Origin of the sequence: Oceanobacillus sp. FSL K6-2867 (assembly GCF_037963145.1) — a bacterium.
Classification (GTDB): Bacteria; Bacillota; Bacilli; order Bacillales; family Amphibacillaceae; genus Oceanobacillus.
In genome coordinates, this window is sequence record NZ_CP150144.1 from 803,556 (window position 1) to 824,704 (window position 21,149).

General features: G+C 38.9%; 13 protein-coding genes and 1 tRNA gene. 2 read left to right on the plus strand and 12 right to left on the minus strand.

Annotation, left to right across the window (positions count from 1 at the left end; genetic code table 11):
* Positions 1 to 83 precede the first annotated feature (83 nt).
* From NSQ77_RS03805 to NSQ77_RS03845, 9 genes are all read right to left on the minus strand, one after another.
* The gene (locus NSQ77_RS03805; RefSeq protein WP_339228902.1) at positions 84 to 1,277 is read right to left on the minus strand and encodes a nucleoside transporter C-terminal domain-containing protein; all 1,194 of its coding nucleotides are present in this window, start codon (positions 1,275 to 1,277) and stop codon (positions 84 to 86) included.
* Positions 1,278 to 1,486: 209 nt separating this feature from the next.
* A complete protein-coding gene (locus tag NSQ77_RS03810) occupies positions 1,487 to 2,776 on the minus strand; it encodes an NCS2 family permease (protein WP_339228903.1) in 1,290 nt (429 codons plus the stop codon).
* Between the two features lie 360 nt (positions 2,777 to 3,136).
* On the minus strand, positions 3,137 to 4,405 hold the full coding sequence (gene odhB, locus NSQ77_RS03815) for a 2-oxoglutarate dehydrogenase complex dihydrolipoyllysine-residue succinyltransferase (RefSeq protein WP_339228904.1): 1,269 nt from the start codon (positions 4,403 to 4,405) through the stop codon (positions 3,137 to 3,139).
* Positions 4,392 to 7,259, minus strand: coding sequence for a 2-oxoglutarate dehydrogenase E1 component (locus NSQ77_RS03820; protein ID WP_339228905.1), 2,868 nt, complete (start codon positions 7,257 to 7,259; stop codon positions 4,392 to 4,394). Before NSQ77_RS03820 ends, odhB begins: the two co-directional genes overlap by 14 nt.
* Positions 7,260 to 7,774: 515 nt before the next feature.
* Positions 7,775 to 8,248 (minus strand): tRNA (uridine(34)/cytosine(34)/5-carboxymethylaminomethyluridine(34)-2'-O)-methyltransferase TrmL, encoded by a 474-nt coding sequence (trmL, locus tag NSQ77_RS03825; protein ID WP_339228906.1) that lies wholly within the window; start codon positions 8,246 to 8,248, stop codon positions 7,775 to 7,777.
* Positions 8,249 to 8,299: 51 nt separating this feature from the next.
* Positions 8,300 to 9,148: an amidase domain-containing protein gene (locus NSQ77_RS03830; protein ID WP_339228907.1), complete on the minus strand. Its 849-nt coding sequence runs from the start codon at positions 9,146 to 9,148 to the stop codon at positions 8,300 to 8,302.
* A 55-nt stretch (positions 9,149 to 9,203) separates the two neighbouring features.
* Positions 9,204 to 10,349 (minus strand): tRNA epoxyqueuosine(34) reductase QueG, encoded by a 1,146-nt coding sequence (gene queG, locus NSQ77_RS03835; RefSeq protein ID WP_339228908.1) that lies wholly within the window; start codon positions 10,347 to 10,349, stop codon positions 9,204 to 9,206.
* A gap of 16 nt (positions 10,350 to 10,365) precedes the next feature.
* Positions 10,366 to 12,069 (minus strand): ABC-ATPase domain-containing protein, encoded by a 1,704-nt coding sequence (locus NSQ77_RS03840; RefSeq protein WP_339228909.1) that lies wholly within the window; start codon positions 12,067 to 12,069, stop codon positions 10,366 to 10,368.
* A gap of 140 nt (positions 12,070 to 12,209) precedes the next feature.
* Positions 12,210 to 12,283: transfer RNA gene (locus tag NSQ77_RS03845), tRNA-Gly, on the minus strand.
* 409 nt (positions 12,284 to 12,692) lie between these two features.
* Here NSQ77_RS03845 and dat point away from each other — a divergent pair.
* Positions 12,693 to 13,568, plus strand: a complete 876-nt coding sequence (dat, locus tag NSQ77_RS03850; protein ID WP_339228910.1) for a D-amino-acid transaminase — start codon at positions 12,693 to 12,695, stop codon at positions 13,566 to 13,568.
* A 149-nt stretch (positions 13,569 to 13,717) separates the two neighbouring features.
* Positions 13,718 to 15,721, plus strand: coding sequence for a S9 family peptidase (locus tag NSQ77_RS03855; RefSeq protein ID WP_339228911.1), 2,004 nt, complete (start codon positions 13,718 to 13,720; stop codon positions 15,719 to 15,721).
* Between the two features lie 97 nt (positions 15,722 to 15,818).
* Here NSQ77_RS03855 and carB read toward each other — a convergent pair whose 3' ends face one another.
* The 3 genes from carB to argB form a co-directional block, all read right to left on the minus strand.
* Positions 15,819 to 19,064, minus strand: coding sequence for a carbamoyl-phosphate synthase (glutamine-hydrolyzing) large subunit (carB, locus tag NSQ77_RS03860; protein ID WP_339228912.1), 3,246 nt, complete (start codon positions 19,062 to 19,064; stop codon positions 15,819 to 15,821).
* An 80-nt stretch (positions 19,065 to 19,144) separates the two neighbouring features.
* The gene (locus NSQ77_RS03865; RefSeq protein ID WP_339228913.1) at positions 19,145 to 20,350 is read right to left on the minus strand and encodes an acetylornithine transaminase; all 1,206 of its coding nucleotides are present in this window, start codon (positions 20,348 to 20,350) and stop codon (positions 19,145 to 19,147) included.
* Entirely contained in the window at positions 20,343 to 21,149 is an 807-nt protein-coding gene (gene argB / locus NSQ77_RS03870; RefSeq protein WP_339228914.1) for an acetylglutamate kinase, read from the minus strand. The genes NSQ77_RS03865 and argB overlap by 8 nt, the downstream gene beginning before the upstream one ends.

Consider the following 21,149-nt stretch of genomic DNA (forward strand, 5'->3'; position numbering starts at 1 on the left):
CCTCAGTAGTTAGTTCGAAGTCTATATATTTTGTTAAGAACATCAGATGTTTGGACACAACAAGTCACAGTGTCAGGTTTAAATTATAGAAACAGTCCTGTGACAGTTGCAGATAGAATCGAAGCTAAAATCGAACCAGCTAATAATTTCATACCAAATCCCGAAGCTTGTACTGCTTTTTTCGCATCGATACCTTTTACCGTCCCAGCAATAATGCCGATGGATGAAAAGTTAGCGAAACTTGTTAAGAATACTGTCACAATACCAATTGTTTTTTCTGACATTGTATCCAGAAACGGCTGAAATTCACGCATTGCTACAAATTCATTGGTAACTATTTTCATACCCATAACTGCTCCAGCATCTATAACTTCGCTTGGAGCAATCCCCATTAGAATACCAAGCGGAGCAATAATATAACCTAAAATTTGCTGCAATGTTACCCCTGCAAAGATAAATTGAATAATCCAGTTAACCAAGGATAAAGAAGCGATAAAAGCAATTAGCATTGCAGCAACAATCAAAGCAATTTTACCGCCTTCTAATGCACCATTTCCCATCGCTTCAAAAACACTTTTATCCTGCGATACATTACTTATATCAACATAATCCTCTTCCTTTGGTACTCGGACTGGTGCAACGATTGAAGCAATCATTAACCCGCTGAACATATTTAAAGGAAGTGCTACTAAAATATACTGTGGCGGTAGCATTAAAATATATGCCCCAACTATAGCTGCTGACACCGAACTCATAGCTGAAGCACAGACAATGAACAAACGATTTTCTGATAAGTGGTGGAATTGGGAGCGAATTGCAATTAAGGCCTCTGACTGACCGAAAAAGATACTATTAACGCCATTAAAAGATTCAATTTTAGGTAAACCAGTAATTTTAGAAATAGCTGCGCCAATATATTTAATAATCAGCGGCAATATTTTTAAATACGTAAGCACGGAAAGAAGTGTTGCGAAAAAGATAATCTGCAGTAATACATTGAAGAAGAATATACCGCCGCTGCCTTCTTCAAACACAAACCCTCCAAGTACAAAGCTTATTCCTTCTGCACCAAATTCAATTAGTTTATTAAATACAGCAGAAATACCATCGATGATTGCTTTTCCAATCTGTGTGGAAAACATAAACCATGTTATTAACAGCTGACAGACCAGCATAATGCCAATACCCTTATAATTAATATTTTTTTTATCATTAGACATTAAATAGGCTAAGCCTAAGGTAACAATTATTGCTAAGATACCGAGAAGTATACCCATCGCGGTAAAGCCTCCTTTTTGTAACTGTATTAAAATAGTTTTTCCCTATTTTTATCTTTTTTAACATATGAATTTCCTGTTTGAGCCGTAAAAATACTGTCTCTCTTCCATTGGTTGTAGAGACAGTATTCATTTGGCAGATAAGAATGTCTAAACATACTTATTTGCATGATATATATAAACGCTTGGTAAATGATGGTTTTTTCCAATTAATGTGTTGGGAAGAAGGCCATTTGGATAAGAAAAATGACTCCAAATACATATAAAATCCAATGTACATCCTTCCCTTTTCCGTTTACAAGCTTTAGTATTGGGTATGTAATAAAACCAATAGCAATACCTGTTGCAATACTTGAAGTAAACGGCATTGTTAATATAACAGCAAAAGCTGGAAATGCTTCATCAAATGCTTTCCAGTTAACTTTAGCCAACCCTTCCATCATAAAGCATCCTACTATAATTAAAACTGGAGATGTAATTGCTGGCAAACCAGCGATTGCTGAAATAATTGGTGTAAAGAAAATCGAAAGTGCAAATAGTACAGCAACAACAATCGATGTTAATCCAGTTCTCCCACCAGCTGCAACTCCTGAGGTAGATTCAATATAAGCTGTTGAAGGACTTGTCCCAAACACCGAGCCAACAGTCGTCGCGGTCGCATCTGCTAGAAGTGCCTGCTTTGCACGCGGCATTTTTCCGTCTTTCATAAAACCTGCTTGTTCAGCAACACCAATCATTGTTCCAGTTGTATCAAATAATGTTACCAATAAAAAGGCAAATACGACGGTATACAGGCCATTTGCAAAAACGCCGCCTATATCCATATCAAAAAATACTGGTGCAGGAGGTACAGATAGAACACCCGTCACAGTTAGCTGTCCTGTAAAATAGGCAATAATTGCTGTGGCCAGCATTCCAATAAATAATGCACCTTTTATCTTCATTACAAAAAGAATCAGTGTAATTAACAAGCCTACTAAGGTTAATACAATCATCGGATCATGTAAATCTCCAAGACCTACAATCGTCTCTGGATTTGCTACAACAATTCCTGAATTACGCAATCCTACGAAGGCAATAAACAAACCGATACCAGAAGTTATTCCATATTTTAATGATGGTGGAATAGCACCAATCAATGTTTCACGCAGCTTTGTCAAGCTAAGAATAATAAAAATAATTCCAGCTAAAAAGACAGTTCCAAATACCACCTGATAGGATAAACCTTGTGTTGCAACAATACTAGCAAAATATGCATTTAACCCCATTCCGGGAGCAATTGCTATTGGGTAATTCGCGAATATGCCCATAATCAAAGTACCTACTATAGCAGCGATAACGGTTGCCATAAATACTTGTTCAAATGGAATTCCAACAGAAGATAAGATTGCAGGATTTACAACAACAATATAGGCCATCGTCAGAAATGTTGTTGTTCCAGCAACAACCTCCGTACGGATATCTGTATTATTTTGTTTTAGTTTAAAGCCTTTTTCCATATAATACCCCTTACTTTCCGTATATTTTTACCAACGTTTACTATAATATTCGTTTCATTTGTATTTTGCAATGGTTAAATTAAGTTTTAAGCTTAATTGTCACTGTTTTTTTGGATTATTTTAATTTGAATTGTTTGTAAACAGGAAATATGGAAGTAATGTGATTATACTGGAGTCTGCATTACTCAACTTTGCTAGGATTAGTTACAGCCATGGACAATTCATTTTGGGCTTAGGGGTAAAAGAAAAAGTCATTCATATTGTATCATGAGCTGAGAAGCCAGTTAATATGACCGATACAAAAATAAAACCTTTGCCATTATTTTACACAGCAAAGGTTTTATTTATTCTAGTCAACTATTAGCCTTCTAATAATAAATCATATGGGTCTTCTAACATCTGTTTTACGCGTACAAGGAATTGAACAGCTTCTTTTCCGTCGACAATACGATGGTCATAGGATAATGCAAGGTACATCATTGGACGGACTTGAATTGAATCATCAGGCATTACCATTGCTCGTTTAACAATATTATGCATTCCCAGGATTCCAACCTGTGGTGCATTTAAAATTGGTGTAGACATCATGGAACCGAATGTTCCGCCATTCGTTATCGTAAACGTACCACCTTGTAAATCTTTTAAGCCTAGTTTATTATCGCGGGCTTTCTTACCAAGATCTACAATTGCTCCTTCAATGCCTGCAAAGTCAAGACGATCTGCATCACGTACTACTGGAACGACAAGCCCCTCTTCCGTAGATACTGCAATACCAATATCATAGAATTTCTTCACAACTAATTCATTACCTTGAATTTCTGCATTCAGTAATGGAAATTCTTTTAGTGCTCCTACAACAGCTTTTGTAAAGAAAGACATAAAGCCGAGCTTTACACCATTTTTATCTTGGAATTTATCTTTACGCTGTTTACGTAGTTCCATAACAGCAGTCATATCCACTTCGTTAAACGTCGTAAGCATTGCTGTTTCATGCTGTACATTTACAAGGTTTTTTGCAATTGTTTGACGACGGCGCGTCATTTTCACACGTTCAACCGGTTTATCAAATTCCGTTTTAATCGCAGCTGCAGGCGCCTCCTGTTTGGCGGGCTTTGATGTTTTAGCCTCACTTGGTGCTTGTGCTGCTGTCTCTACATCTTCTGGGCGAATGCGTCCCAGGAGATCACGAGCATTCACTTTACTCAAGTCAATATTTAGCTCACGTGCTCGTTTTCTGGCAGCCGGAGAAGCAATCACATCGGAATTGTTAGCATCACTTTCAGATTTTGCTGCTGTTGCTTTCGGAGCCCCTACTGATTCTTCTTGTTTTGCAGGAGCTTCCTGCTTCTCTTCTTTTGGTGTTTCAGCTGGTGCAGTTCCTCCACCAGCTTCCCCATTCTCATCCAAGCTTGCAATCGTATCACCTACAGAAACATCATCACCTACTTCACTGAGAATTTCGGTGATTACCCCAGAAAATTCAGAGTTAACTTCCACGTTGACTTTGTCCGTTTCCAGCTCAACAATCGGATCTCCTTTTTCTACTTTATCCCCTTTTTTTACGAGCCATTCTGCAATCGTACCTTCTGTAATGGATTCGGCTAGTTCTGGAATCTTAATTTCTTGCACTGGATTTTCCCCCTTCAGATGTGTTTAGCGCTTGATAGATAATTTTGTTTTGAGCCGTTTTATGAACACTCGGTATGCCTCCGGCAGGTGCTGAACGACTTGGTCTGCTTATTACACGTAACTTCTGCCCATCCTGTAATAAATCCCGTAAGTAGTCATCCACAAAATTCCAAGCCCCCATATTTTTCGGCTCCTCTTGTACCCAGACAATTTCTTTTAGATTCGGTAATTGCTTCAACTCTTCTTCCAATGCTTTTTTCGGGAATGGATAAATCTGTTCCAATCGAATAGCTCGTAACCATTCATAGTTTTGCTCTGAATTTTCCATTGCCTCTTCAATATCAACCATGATTTTTCCGCTGCCGATTAAGAGACGTGTTGCACTTTCTCTCGTTATCTCTAAGCCTGGCTGGTTACGGAGTGTTTTGAACTTCCCTGTTGTAAATTCTTCTGCAGGTGATCCCATTTTCGGATGACGAATGAGACTGCTTTTTGGCGTCATTAGAATTAAAGGTCTTGCTTGTTCACGTCCACGCAATGCTGCTTGTCTGCGCAACAGATGGAAAAGCTGTGCTGAAGATGTAACATTCGCTACAATCCAGTTGTTTTCCGCTGCCATTTGTAAAAACCTTTCCAATCGTGCACTGGAATGTTCCGGCCCCTGCCCTTCATAACCGTGCGGCAGAAGTATAACCATATTCGATTTTTCTCCCCATTTAGCTCGTGAGGAAGAAATAAATTGGTCGAATATGACTTGACCAGCATTTGCAAAATCACCAAATTGCGCTTCCCAAATAACTAGAGTATTTGGTGAATGAACACTATAACCATATTCGTAGCCTAAAACTGCTGCCTCTGATAACGGACTGTTTCGAATATCAAAGGATGCCTTTGCATCGCTTAATCCGTGCAGCGGACTGTATTTTTCATTTGTTGCCGTATCGTGCAGCACGATATGACGGTGCGCAAATGTACCTCTTTCCGAATCTTGACCAGTGAGGCGTATTGGAATTCCATCTCGTAAGATTGATGCATATGCCCATGCTTCACCAGTACCCCAGTCTGCTACATTTCCTTCTTCCAGAGCCTTTTCACGGCGTTTTAGGATTTTTTCTGTTTTCTTGAATCCGCTAAAACCTTCTGGACGTTTCAGCAAATCTTTATTTAAAGCTCGCAATGTTTCCAGATCAATTGCTGTTTCAAACTGGTCCAAGCCATTTAACAGTACATCAGGCATTAATTTCGCTTCCGGATGACCAATATCATGCTCTGTCATATTTTTATAAATATCGCTTAACTTGGTGTCAACATTCTCTTTGAGTTTATCGAATTCTCCTGCTTCGATAATGCTTCTTTCTTCCAATGTTTTAGCAAATAATTCGGCTACAGATGGATGTTTATCAATTTCTTGGTACAGTTTTGGCTGAGTTGTTCTTGGTTCATCCATTTCATTGTGACCATATCTACGGTAACCGACTAAATCAATCAAGAAATCTTTATGAAACTTCTTCCGGTACGCGTAGGCTATTTTGATAGCTGACAGGCAAGAAATTGGATCATCAGCATTTACACGAATGACCGGTATTTCAAAACCTTTTGCTAAATCACTTGCATAACGAGTGGAACGCCCATCTTCACGGTCTGTTGTATAACCTAACAGGTTGTTTGCAATAATATGAAGCGCACCACCTGTATTATAACCAGGCAATCCACTTAAGTTTAACGTTTCTGCAACAACACCTTCACCAATAAATGCTGCATCACCGTGAATAAGAACAGCAAGCGCTTTATTAAAGTCACGCTTCGGATAACCTTTTTCGGAACGGTCGTCTTGTGCAGCACGTGCAAAACCTTCGACAACCGGATTCACAAATTCCAAATGTGAAGGATTATGCGCTAATGTAATACGGGTTTTTAATGCATCTCCATTACTAACTTCTTTTTTTGCCCCATAATGATATTTCACATCACCAGTCCAGCCATAATTAATTGCTGCTGAACCTTCTGATGGCATTAACTCTTTCTCTTTTGAGTAATTAAACTCAGAGAATATTTTATCGTATGGCTTTCCTAAAACATTTGCAAGTACCGCTAGCCGGCCGCGATGAGCCATACCCATCATTACATTTTCAATTTTATCTTCAGCTGCGTAATGTACGATTCGATCAATCATCGGTACCATTACCTCTAAGCCTTCAATTGAAAATCGCTTTTGACCGACAAAGGTTTTTTGCAAGAAATGTTCAAAGCCTTGGACATCTACAAGTCGCTCAAGAACTACTTTTCGCTGCTCATCCGTTAATTCGAGTCTAGCATTTCCAGTCTCAATTAAATCAAAAAGCCATTTTCGTTCTTCATTATTATTCACATGATCATATTCGAATGTGATGGTACCCGTATAATATTTCCTCAAACGGTTTACGACGTCAAGCCCATTCTCCACATCACTTGGAGCTTTATCCCATAGCCATGAGGCAGGGATACTTTTTAAATCTTCTTCTGTTAAACCATAGGTTTTCAATTCCAATAAATTTGTTTTGCTGCCTTTATAGCCACCAATCGAGTAAATATCAGCCTCGGTGTGACCGTAACGGCGAATAGCCTCAACAAGTTGCATCGCTGAGGTTAACTTTTTTACACTGCTTGCTAATGTAGTTTGTGATACTGCTTGTTCTGCAGTTTCTTGTTGGTTCATCCAAGCAGGAGCCCCATAATTATCGAACATCTCTTTAATAGATGGTTCAATAGCTTCAGGGTCTTCTTTGTACAGTTCATACTGTTGTTCTAAATACCCCGAGTTTGGCCCATGAAATTGCTGCCAGAATCTCTGTACAGATTCTCCATTTTCTGCCACGTCTAATACCCCCATCAGAAGTTAACTTCCCCCGCTATGTAAACGGTTCAATTTTATTATAGATATCTAGCCCTGTTTCATCAACTAATATACCTTATTTTCCGCCTACTTACAACATATGTACATACTTTTATATATTGTTTATTTATTCCTAATTTTACTTAAATTATAGTAAAAAATACCTCAACATTAAAGGTTAAAAATTACGCTTTACAGTTCCCTTTATCAGAGGGATAAAAGCAAATAAATTTATGATAGTTTCCTTATCGCAAAAACTTCGTTATAATAAGTACATATTCGATTAAAACGCTTTATTTCCATATTAAGGAGGATATTTTCATGAAATTAGCATTGCTTATGGGTGTTATCTTAACGTTTGTTGTTTCATTTTTCACTTCCGGCTACGAATCAAAACCAGGGGTGCCTAAGAAAAATCAATAACAGCATTAATTTCTTAAATGAAGTATCAAATTCTAGAAAACCCGTCCGGCATTTTCGCCGAACGGGTTTTCTTCCTATGTTAATTTCGGAAAGCCCTGCTGCCTTAATGCTTCATAGATAATAATCGCAGCGGTATTCGACAGGTTCAAAGACCTTACCTTATCATTCATATGAATCCTCAGACATTGATCTTCCTTACCGATTAAAAGCTCTTTCGGAAATCCAGTTGACTCCCTTCCAAAAACGAAAAATATATCTTCCTCTGTGTCGCTGTAATCAAAATCGGAATAGTGCTTTGTTCCGAAGTTTTCAATATAATAATAGACACCATTAGGATATTGTTCATATAATTGCTCCATCGAATCATGCTCCTGAACATCAACATGCTTCCAATAATCCAATCCAGCTCTCCGCAGCATCTTATCGTCTGTTGAAAAACCAAGTGGATGAATCAGATGAAGTGCAGTATCTGTTGCTAAACACGTTCTGCCGATATTTCCCGTATTCGCAGGTATCTCTGGTTGGTATAATACGACATGTAAACTCACCATTCATTCTCCTTACCAATTTATTAACCCATTAACCATACTATTATAGCATTATTCATCCCCAATACGGAAAAATTTATAGTCAATATCTGGCGTCCATGCGGTTGAATCCTCATAAGACCAATAACGATTTCTGCTATTATCCGTGTGTGCGTTAACAAGCGGCATCCCGTAGGCATCTTTAGCAACAACAATCGTATTATGATCCCACCTGCCATCTCCCTGGAAATCATAACAAATTACATCCCCTGGAATAAGCTGATCTGCTCGCTCCATTTCTTTTCCTTTCAATCCTTGAGTGGAGCCACTCAAATACCATCTTAATGAATGAGCTACTGCCCAGCTGAAGCTCCAATCATCTGATTGATACCACCAGCCCCGTTCTCTAACAGGCGCCCCCCGCATTGGTGCTCCACCAGCACGCAGACATTGTGAAACATAGTTTGTACAGTCAACATCAAAGACACGATATTCCGGATTATAACTATTCCACCAACGCTCAGCATATTGGACAGCAGCTAAACGGTCATAGGAGAACCTTTCCTCCTGCCCCCGTGTTTTCAATTCCTGTTCGATTCCCTTTATATTTGCAACAGCTTTTCTTTCAACTTCCTGATGATCTTTTACAGCACCGTTATCACATCGAAAACGATATGGTACAAGATGCTCTTCTACGTAAATCTGGTCCTTTTGCTTAATGACATATCGAAGGTGCAGTGAATAATCAAAATATATGCTGTTATCATATCGAAGCTTGTGAAAAGTTTTTCCATTAGCGCCTAACCGAACTATTTCAGCCTCCCGCTCTTTTAGTGAAGCCCGTTTTCGTGTCCACCAATTTGGGACTTCATCCGATTCGTCTTGAAAAAACTTAAGCCATAGCTGCTTTATTTTTTCCATAAAAAATCCCCTCCACAAAAAGTATATGGAGGGAAAGCTTGACTTAATATCTCAATTATTTAACTCCTGATTTTTGCTTAAATTCAAGCCCTTTTTCCATTTCAAATAATACTTGATCGTCTTTTTCCTTTTCCATGGCAGCTTCAATCGCTTGGAATGATTCCTCGGTTCCAATTTTTCCGAGAGCCCAGGCTGCAGTACCCCGTATTACCGGACGGGGATCTTCCTTCATCACTTGAATCATTTCCGGAACAGCATTCTTATCCTTATAATGACCAAGTGCGATTAATGCATTTCGCTGCAAAGGTTTCTTGCCACGCCATGAACCTGACATATGGCCAAAGTTATCCTTAAATGACCGATTAGAAATTCGCAGCATTGGCACAAGCTTCGGTTTTGCCAAATCATGCTCCGGTTCAAATTCAGGGTGAATATGTGAATCAATTCCTTTATTTCTTGGACAAACCTGCTGGCATGTATCACATCCATAAAGGCGGTTTCCCAGCTTTGTGCGAAATTCCTCTGGCAGGAAATCCTTAGTTTGCGTTAAAAAGGCAATACAGCGCTGTGCATTTAATCTTCCTGCTTCGACTAAAGCCCCTGTTGGGCATGCGTCCATGCATTTCGTGCAATCACCACAGCTGTCCTCAAGCGGGGCATCAGGAACAAACGGGATATTCGTAATCATCTCGCCTAAATAGACAAATGATCCAAATTCCGGCGTAATAATGGATGTATTTTTCCCGCTAAATCCAATTCCCGCTCTTTCTGCAACTGCACGATCTGAAAGTTCTCCAGTATCAACCATCACTTTATTGCTTGCATCTGGAACCTTATCCCGAATAAAAGCAGCAAGCTTTTCTAAACGATCACGTAAAACAACATGATAATCAATTCCCCAAGATGCACGAGCGAATAACCCACGCCGTTCCTCTTTCGTACTTCTTGGAGCATCTTTCATACGTGAAGGGTAGGCAATTGCAATGGAAATAATCGACTGCGCTTCAGGTAAAAGACGTTGTGGCTCCGTGCGTTCCTCAAGGGTTCCCTTTTCAAAACCAGATTGAAAATTCGATTCCTGCTGTCTTCTTAACCGCTCCCTCAATTCCCCAAATACATCTGCTGAGGCAAAGCCAATTTTATCGATGCCAATTTCTTTTGCATAATCAATTATCTCCTGTTTCAATTGCTCTGTTCTCATCTGAACAACCTCCCTTCTATTTTTGTTTTACTATTGCTGTACGCATGCGATTTAATACAGCTGCAATCTCATGCCGTCGGGGCCGTGCAAGATCTCCTGGATGCTCACTTTTAAATACAGTGAATGAAGCCAAACCAGAGTCATTCAACTGATTTTCGATGCCATCCAACACTTCCTTCAATGTTTTATGCTTGAGTGCATTCGTACGTGCCATGTAATGAATCATTTCAGCAATCATACGGGTTTGCGATAAGTCAATCAGTTGTTCTGTAAAATCAAAGTTAATCGGTGTCTTGCCCATTATAATTTGATGGAGTCCTTTAGCTTGTATCTTCATTCGACTTGCTTTTTCAAGCTTTAACGATTGAGGCTGAAAAATGCGATTGGTTACTGCATTAAAATCTGATTGGGCAACGACCTGGCGTTGGATTGGATGCTCTTCTAAAATCGCCCTTGCTCGTTCCGTTACATCATAAGGTACATATTCATCCATCATTATAACCGAATCTGCAGCAGAGAAATAATCACCAGACCCTCCCATAACAAGAATCGCAGATACACCAAGATGATCAGAAAGCTGTTTAATTCGATCAATAAATGGTGTAATTGGTTCCTTCTCACGACTTACAAGCTGATGCATGCGATAATCACGAATCATAAAATTTGTTGCGCTCGTATCCTCATCAATGAGCAGTGTTGTTGCTCCAGCCTCTAATGCTTCCATCACATTAGCTGCCTGCGAAGTACTTCCGCTTGCATTTTCCGTAGAAAAAGATGTTGTATCTTGCGCATTCGGTAGGTTATTTATAAAAGGAGATATATTTACTGCAGTAACCTGCCTTCCATCCTCAGCACGAATCTTCACTGCATCTGGATCTGTTAAGACGTATTCACGACCATCACCTTTTGTATGATCGTATACACCGCGTTCAATAGCCTTCAGCAGAGTACTTTTTCCATGGTAGCCCCCACCAACAATTAAAGTAATTCCTTTTTTAACAGCCATTCCTTTTAACGGCTGCTCTTGATGTGGTATTATTATGCAAACCTCAGATGCTTTCGGACTTTGAAATGGTACGGCATGTTTAAGCGGCGTATTCCGAATGCCACTTTCACGCGGCAGGAGAGATCCATTTGCAATAAAAGCAATCCAATTTTGCTGATTCATTTCATGACGAATCGCTTCCTGCTGATCAGCTAGCTTCATCGCGGCCTCTATTTCTTTATCTGTTATGTTAAATACAGAATTTTTTATGAGTGCCGGAATTTCAGTTGCAAAGAGTTTCTCTGCTTCTCTTGCATTTATACGCCGGCCATTTGCAGGCAAACCAACTGAAATACAAACCGTTATCATTTTTGGACTAATTTGCAATGCAGTTCGTTCCAATACTTCCTGTCCAGGACGATCGAAGAAAATCATTCCGCTTTTACCAGAGCCTTTCACTGAAAAAGCTTGTTTACCCGTTTCTTTTCCTACAGCTCGTGCAAACGCATCCTCTACAGCTGTTTTTCGCATTGAAGTTGTTAACCATTTCGCCCGAATTGGTCGTTTCGAATCAGGGATAACTACCCGAATCTTGGATGGAGTCGCAAAAGGATCTCCTTGCACATAATCTATATATAAGTCATACTCTTCAAACTTGTAGTGACCCTGAATGCTTTTATATCCTTTATAACTTTTATTATCTAGTTGTCTTAATTGCCGAAGCAGATTTTTCATCGTAATCCCTCATCAGATAATTATTTCCTATAGAATACTATTTTAAAAATGATGAATTCAAGTATGAAGATTTTATAGAAATTAAAAACGCAACGCTTCGTAATCCTACTTTTACGAAACACTGCGTTATCACATATGTATGGAGCGGGTGAAGGGAATCGAACCCTCATCATCAGCTTGGAAGGCTGAGGTTTTACCACTAAACTACACCCGCAAATTAATATTTGTTTTTTTAATGACAAATAATATTATAGCAATCCAATAAAAACAAGTCAATAGTAATTTCATCATTTTTTTATTAGAAAACTTGGCATTCGACAAGTTTTTAGGAGAAGGGATTAGTTGCACTATGCAGGAAAGAAAGTTTTTTATACTTTCTTGTCAAAAGATTTACTTTGTAATATGAATATTGAAAAATACAAATGAATAGACTTTTCCTTGATACGATATTAATAAGCAATCAGTTTCATAATTTCTAATTATTCTATATTTACATTATAGAGTAGAGACTATAAACTAGGAATATGGTTTTAAAGACGGATGTTCAAAAACGTTAAAAGTGTCAATGAAGTTTTCAGCTACTTCTTCCTTTGAACCCGTACTTAAAAGAAAGGGGCTTATATATGTCTGTATATCCAATAATTATGACACAATCCCAGTTTACACACCGTGATAATTTACATTATCCATTTGAAGAGCGTGGCCTTCAATTTGGCGATGGTATATATGAAGTGATTCGAATTTATCATGGGAAATATTATTTACTTGAGGAACATGTGGATCGCCTGTTTCGATCTGCTGAAGCAATTAAAATAAAATTACCATTCAACAAAGAAGATATAACACATTTGTTACTAGAATTGCTTGAACGAAATAAAATGAATACAGATGGAAAAGTATATTTACAAGTAACACGGGGATCTGCACAACGTAATCATATTTTTCCTGCTGACGTCCTGCCTAACATTTATGCTTACGTCGAGGACCTGCCTCGAAATGTGGAATTATTACAAAATGGTGTTCAAACCATTACAGAAAGAGATATTCGATGGGAATACTGTTACATCAAAAGTCTAAATTTATTGCCAAACGTATTAGCAAAGCAAGCAGCTAATGAAAATAACTGCTATGAAGCCATTCTTCATAAGGATGGGATTGTAACTGAATGCAGCTCATCAAATGTATATCTTGTAAAAGACGGAAAGATTTACACCCATCCTGCTGCAAAAAATATTTTGCATGGCTGTGTGCGCATGGCTGTTGAACGATTTGCCCACAAATTAAATATTCCTTTTATAGAGGACAGCTTTAAGGTTGAAGAGATCGGGCTGGCTGATGAGCTCTTCCTTTCCAGCAGCACTTCTGAAGTTATTCCGATTGTAAAAGTAGACAATCAGGAAATCGCTGATGGAAAACCTGGGAAAATCACGCGGCAATTGCAAGCAGCATATGAATCAGATGCAAATATTCAAGAAAGCAATTTAAAACATACCGTTTAATCGTAAGTGACCCAACTCGGGTCACTTTTTTATAATCATAAATATAAGTGAGAATTACCTTAGTTGTCCGAATTTCCCAATTGATTCGTAACTCGAAATAGTTTAGACTAATAGACAGTTTCGATAATTTAAAATTAGGGGGAAATTTAATGGTTGATTCCAAGCGACCGATTTATTCAGAAGATCTAAAAAATATCGCAGTATATAGTAATCCACAATATACACCTGATGGCAAGGCATTTACATATGTTTCCACAACAATTAATGAAGAGAATAAGTATCAATCCCAGCTTTATTTTCAGCGTCTTGATAATAATGAAGCTGTGCAATGGACTTTTGGGAGTGCTAAAAACGACAACCTTCATTTTTCTCCGGATGGGAAAATTGCGGTTTTTCAATCAACACGCAGCGGTATTTCACAGCTTTATCTAATAAACAAAGCTGGTGGAGAGGCAAAGCAATTAACGACATTAAAGCACGGCGCCTACCGTCCAGCATGGTCAAAAGATGGGAAGTCTATCTTCTTTCACGCTTCTTTGGATAAAGGAGAGAATATTGAAAGCCAAAAGGAATTATCAGCCGAAGAGCGACAAAAGGAAAAAGATAACGACGCAAATCAGCCGCTTATCGTCAATCGATTAAAATACAAATCAGACACCAATGGATTTCATGATCATAAAAAGACACAAATCATTCAATACAGCCTTGAAACAAAAGTATTTACACAACTAACGACAGAAAATGAAGATCACAGTTTTCAAGATAGTTCTCCAGATTCGAGCCTAATTTTGTTTACTGCTAATTTCAATGCTGATGCCGATTATGAACGATACAGTGATTTGTTCACGCTAAACTTAAAAACAAGAGAAGTAACAAAACTAACGAATGGAAAAAGCAGTTATTACAATGCTGCATTCTCTCCCTGCGGTAATAAGATCGCCTGCTTTGGTCATGACTTTGAATACAGCACCGCAACGCTAAGCAAACTATTTCTAATTGATGTAGCAACTGGCAATCGCACAGCACTTAGCAAAGACTGGGATATTCAGCTTGGTGATGTCATGGTAGGTGATACAAGACTGGGCGCGGCAACGACAGGTCCCATTTGGTCTGCAGACGGGAAGCGATTGTTTTTCATTGCAACAGATTATGGTGCTACAGGGCTTTACCAAGCAACAATGGACGGGAACTTAAAGGTTTTATATAAAAATAATAATCATGTATTTAGTTTTACGTATCAGCCAGAAGCCGATTCTTTTATTCTTGGAATCAGCACACCTGCAAATCCGTGTAATTTCTACCAGCTAAACAAGAAGTTACAGCTGGAAAGATTAACAAATGCGAATGAGGATTTTCTTCAGGAAGCAGCGATTTCCGAACCTGAAACACTAACCTTTACAACAAAAGACGGATTAGAAATACAAGGATGGTTGCTTCGTCCACATGATTTCGATGAAACGAAAAAATATCCATTCATCTTGGAAATTCATGGGGGACCACATATGATGTATGGGCAAACCTTCTTTCATGAAATGCAGCTTTTAGCAGCAAAAGGCTATGTCGTTCTTTATACGAATCCTCGAGGGAGCCATGGATACGGTCAGGAATTTGTTGATGCCGTAAGACACAACTATGGGGAAGGCGATTATACGGATTTAATGGATGCCGTGGATTATGTATTGGAAAACTATAGCTTTATTGATGAAACAAGACTTGGAGTTACCGGAGGAAGCTATGGCGGATTTATGACAAACTGGATTGTTGGTCATACAAATCGTTTTAAAGCTGCTGTCACCCAACGTTCGATTTCCAATTGGCTCAGTTTTTATGGGGTGAGTGATATTGGATACTTCTTTACAAAGGGGGAACATGGCTTAAACCTGCTCGATAATCCAACCAAGCTGTGGGACATTTCTCCTTTAAAATACGCGAATAATATCGAAACACCTTTATTAATATTGCACGGTGAACATGATTATCGCTGTCCAATTGAACAGGCTGAACAGCTTTTTATTACTTTAAAGCATCTGCGTAAGGAAGTCGAGTTTGTCCGTTTCCCGGATGCCACTCATGAATTAAGCAGAAGCGGTGATCCACTTATGCGTATAGCAAGATTAAATCAAATTTGTCGTTGGTTTGAGGAATATTTATAGTACAATAATGAATGCAGTGGTCTCTTAAAGACACACTGCATTCATGTTAAACAGCTGCATTTCCTTCAGCAGCTTTGTTAAGGCCAACTGCTTGCTTTTACTTCACTATAATCTTATCAGCTTTCAAACTTCTATTTAAATATTCCTGTAAAGATAATATCTCTTCTACATGTAAAGTCTGATTAAATCCATCTACTAATACCTGCAATGTTTCAAGACTTGTAAAGTACGGTGTCTGAAAGCGTACCGATAATTCCCGAATAAAAAATCCGGTTTTCTCTTTTTCCCTACCTTGATTTGGAATATTCAGCACAATATGTGGTGGATATTCTTGCCATTGATTTAGAATATCTTTCTTACTTTTAACAACTTTTTCTGCTGCCATTCCATTCTTTTCAATAAACTTTGCCGTCCCTTCTGTTGCTGTGATGATTGCACCACGATCAGAAAGCTCACGAATAATTGGAAGACTTTCCTGTTTTAAGCGATCTGAGATCGATACAAATAGATGAATTGGTTTTGCTGCAGCATTTAAGTGATGTGTGCGTGTCGTTGTCTTCTTTAATGCTTCTTTTTTATTATATCCTAAGCCGATAATTTCTCCTGTTGATTTCATTTCTGGTCCAAGCACATGATCTACACCCTTTAACTTACTTGCAGAAAACACTGGCGCTTTGATGGTATAGTATGCCGGTTCTTTCATCAAATTAATTTCATTTGTAATCTCAGACAGAAATATGCCTAATTGTGCCCGTACTGCCCACTCAACCATTGGGATACCAGTTACTTTGCTCATAATGGGAACCGTTCTGGACGATCGTGGATTTACTTCTAATACATATATCGTGTTCTCATGAATTACAAATTGAATATTCATCATTCCAACGACCGGTAAGTTCCTGCTGATTTTTTGTGCAATTTTAACGATAGCTGCTTTTGTATCATCGCTTAATGTTGCAGGTGGAAAGATACCCATGCTATCACCAGAATGAATACCCGCCTTTTCAATATGTTCAACTATTCCCGGTACAGCAATCTCATTTCCATCACTTACAACATCAACCTCACATTCTAAGCCAGGCAAATACTGGTCAATTAATAATGGCCAGCAACGATCATTGGTATCCCGCTGAATTCTTGCAATGTATTGATACAATTCTTCTTCGTTATAGCAAATAAACATCGATTGTCCACCGATAACATAGGAAGGTCGAATGAGCACTGGAAATCCAAGTTCATAGACTAAAGATGGAAATTCATCCAATCCATGAACAATTCGACCTTCAATATGAGGTATATTTAATCCACTCAAAAAGTTATAAAATTGCTCCCTGTCTTCCATTTGGTCAATATGCTCCGGCAATGTCCCGAATATGTGGACACCCTCTTCTTTTAACTCATTTGCCAGATTAATAGCCGTTTGACCGCCAAATTGAATAAGCACACCAGCGACTTGCTCTTTTTCAATGACAGCAAGCACATCTTCTAATGCTAATGGTTCAAAATATAGACGGTCTGCCACGGAATAATCCGTACTAACTGTTTCTGGATTGTTGTTCATGACAACTGCCTCATAGCCAATTTTCTTCAATGCTAACGCAGCATGAACGGAACAATAATCAAATTCAACGCCTTGCCCAATTCGGATTGGACCGGAACCAAGTACAAGTATTTTCTTTTTGTTAGCCTGTGTTACTACTTCATCACTTCCATTCCATGTGGAATAAAAGTATGGAGTAATCGCCTCAGTATCCGCTGTTCCCGTATCCACAAGCATAAAGGAAGGAAGCATTTCATTTTCTTTATACATCACCCTTAGCTCTTTCGCTGTAGTTCCAAGTAATTCCGCAATTCGGATATCACTAATATTTAACTGTTTCCCCCGTTTTATCAATTTAATTGGAACAGTATGCAAATGGTATGCTGCTATTTCCTGTTCACAATCAATGATTTCCTTCATTTGCTGGATAAACCAGTAATCGATTTTTGTTAACTCGATAACGGTTTCTATCTGATAGCTCCTTCTTAAGGCTTCTGCAATCGCAAAAACTCGAAGGTCGTTTGGTTTTTCTAGCAATTCCAGTAACTCCAGCTTACTTTTCTTGCCCATCCCAGGAAAATCGAGGCTAAACACATTTAACTCCAATGATCGAATTGCTTTATGAAGTGCACCTGCAAATGTACGTTCAATCGCCATTACTTCACCTGTAGCCTTCATTTGTGTTCCTAGTGAACGATCTGCCTCTGTAAATTTATCAAATGGAAAACGAGGAATTTTTACAACGATATAATCCAATACAGGTTCAGTCGATGCATACGTGCTGCCTGTTATTGGATTTAAAATTTCGTCCAATTTATAGCCTATTGCACATTTAGCGGCAATCCGCGCAATTGGATAGCCTGTAGCCTTCGATGCAAGTGCAGAAGATCTGCTGACTCTTGGATTTACTTCAATAATAATATATTCATCTGTTTCCGGATGCAGTGCAAATTGGATATTGCATCCACCCACAACATCAAGCGCACGTATAATTTTTTGTGATGCATAACGTAACATTTGGTACTGTGTATCTGTTAATGTTTGTGAAGGAGCTACAACAATCGAATCACCTGTATGCACGCCTACTGGATCCACGTTTTCCATATCGCAAACAATAACACAGGTATCATGCAAATCACGCATTACCTCAAATTCAATCTCTTTCCAGCCCTTAATACTTCTCTCCACAAGAACCTGATGGATTGGACTAAGTGTAAGTCCATTATTCAGCTGATTTACGAATTCCTCCTTATTATATGCAAAGCCGCCACCCTCACCACCTAATGTATAGGCTGGACGTAAAATAACTGGAAACCCTATTTCTTCGGTAAACTGCAGACCCTCTTCAACTGACTGTACGATCTTTGAATCAGCAATTGGTTCTTCAATATCAATCATTAATTGGCGAAATAATTCCCGGTCCTCTCCCCGCTTAATAGAGGCAACTGAAGTTCCTAAGAGGACAACATTATATTTATCAAGTATTCCTTTATCAAAAAGCTCAACCGTTAAATTCAAACCCGTTTGTCCGCCCAGGCTGCCAATTAAACCATCTGGCTGTTCCTTTGCAATAATTTTCTCTAATGTATCAACTTCAAGCGGTTCCATATAAACACGATCTGCAACACGGTCATCTGTCATAATTGTTGCAGGATTATTGTTGACTAAAACTACCTCAATTCCTTCTTCCTTTAAAGCCAAACAGGCTTGTGTACCTGCGTAGTCAAATTCTGCCGCCTGGCCAATTACAATCGGGCCGGATCCAATCACCATCACTTTGTTTATCGTTTTAAACTTGGGCAAACTCTCGTGCTCCTTTCGGGATTTAAAACTACTTTTATGGAATGTTTATTGATCATTGATTCAGTTTTAGAAAATCGCTTCTATACAGTCGTTTCTTTCATTTCTGCTAAAACAGCTTGAAAAACCTCGATAAATTGGGTTAATTCTTCTTTTGTTGTTGTTAAAGGTGGCAGGATTCGCAAGACGTGTGGACCTGCAGATAGAACAAGAATTCCTTTTTCACGAAAAGCGTTGATAAATGAACCTGCTTCCGCCTTCAATTCCACACCAATTAAAAAGCCCATTCCTTTTACATTAACAATTGCTTCCCCGTTCGCTTGCAGTGTTTTTAATTGGTTTCTCAGCCAGTTGCTGTTTACCTTCACGTTCTCTAGAAAATTTTCTTTCAGCAAGATTTCTAACGTTGCAATTCCAGCTGTTGTTGCCAATGGATTTCCTCCAAATGTGCTGCCATGTGTCCCTGGACTAAATGTACTTGCACAGCTTTTTTTTGCTAGCATTGCTCCAATTGGAAAACCGGACCCGAGTCCTTTCGCTAACGTCATAATATCCGGTTCAATTCCAAACTGCTCATAAGCAAATAGTGTTCCCGTACGCCCCGAACCAGTCTGCACCTCATCTACCATTAATAAAATATCAGCGGCTTTACATCGATCAGATAGCTCTTTAATCCATTTTTGCTCAACTGTATTGACGCCCCCTTCACCTTGGACAAGCTCGAGCAAAACCGCTGCAGTAGTACCATTATTTACTGCTTCTAATGCGCCGTCATCATTTAATGTTAAGTATCTAAAACCCGGTGTTAATGGGGTAAAGCCTTGATGGATTTTTTCCTGGGCAGTTGCCGCCATCGTTGACCCGGTACGTCCATGAAACGATTGATGGAATGTTACAATCTCCGTACGCTCGGAATATCCTCTGTCCTTCGCATACTTTTTGGCAAATTTAATTGCTGCTTCGTTTGCTTCTGCGCCACTATTGCAAAAAAACACTTGTTCAAAGCAGCTATTTTCAGTTAATAAGGCAGCAAGCTTATTTTGCGTTGGAATTTCATACAGGTTTGAACAATGCCATAAATTATCAAGCTGTTCACGTAACTTTTGATGAACCGAATCCGGAACATGCCCTAAATTGCACGTTGCGATTCCTGAACTATAATCTAAAAATTCATTTCCGTCTTGATCCCATACATAGCTTCCCTTTCCCTTCACAATCGTCAAGGGAAGACGTTGGTATGTATGCATCACCGAACTGTTTGTTTGGTGCACCATTACATTATTAGACATGCTGCTTTTCCTCCTTTTTCATAACAACCTTTGTACCTGCTTGCTTTCCTTGGATATAATCTTTTATATCCTCTGGTGCTAGACCATTTAAAATGACTGATTCCTTTATACCACCAGATAAACCATTTAAAGCAGAGCGAACCTTGGGTATCATTCCACCATAAATAACTCCGGAAGCAATTTTTTCCTCAATTTCCTCTTTCGTTAATTGTTCATGTACAAATTCTTTTCCAGATACATTTTCCATTACCCCTGGAATATCACTAATCAGCGCTAGCTTTGCTTTTAAGGCTTTGGCAACTGCTGCCGCTGCCATATCACCATTAATATTCAAACGCTCACCTGACCCATCGATGCCAATTGGTGAGATAACCGGAATTGCACCGTGCTCCATAATTTGTTCGATCCATGACACATTCACTTTTTTCACTTGCCCGACATAGCCTAACGTACTTGCATTATCAATAGGTATTGCCTGAAGCGTTTTGCCATCGACACCACTCATTCCAATTGCCGTACCACCTTGCTTTTGGATGTTAGCTACGATTTTCTTATTGATTGATCCGCTCATAACCATTTCAGCAACATCCAATACTTCATTTGTTGTTACCCGCAGGCCATCTACAAATTTACTTTCCACATGAAGCTCTTTTAATGTTTCATTAATTTCAGGACCACCACCATGGACGATAATTGGCTCACATATTTTCTGCTGCTTTAAAGCAACAATCGTTTGATAAAAGGAAGTCGGAAGTTTCGCCAGTATACTGCCACCCATTTTCAACACAAGAATATTCAT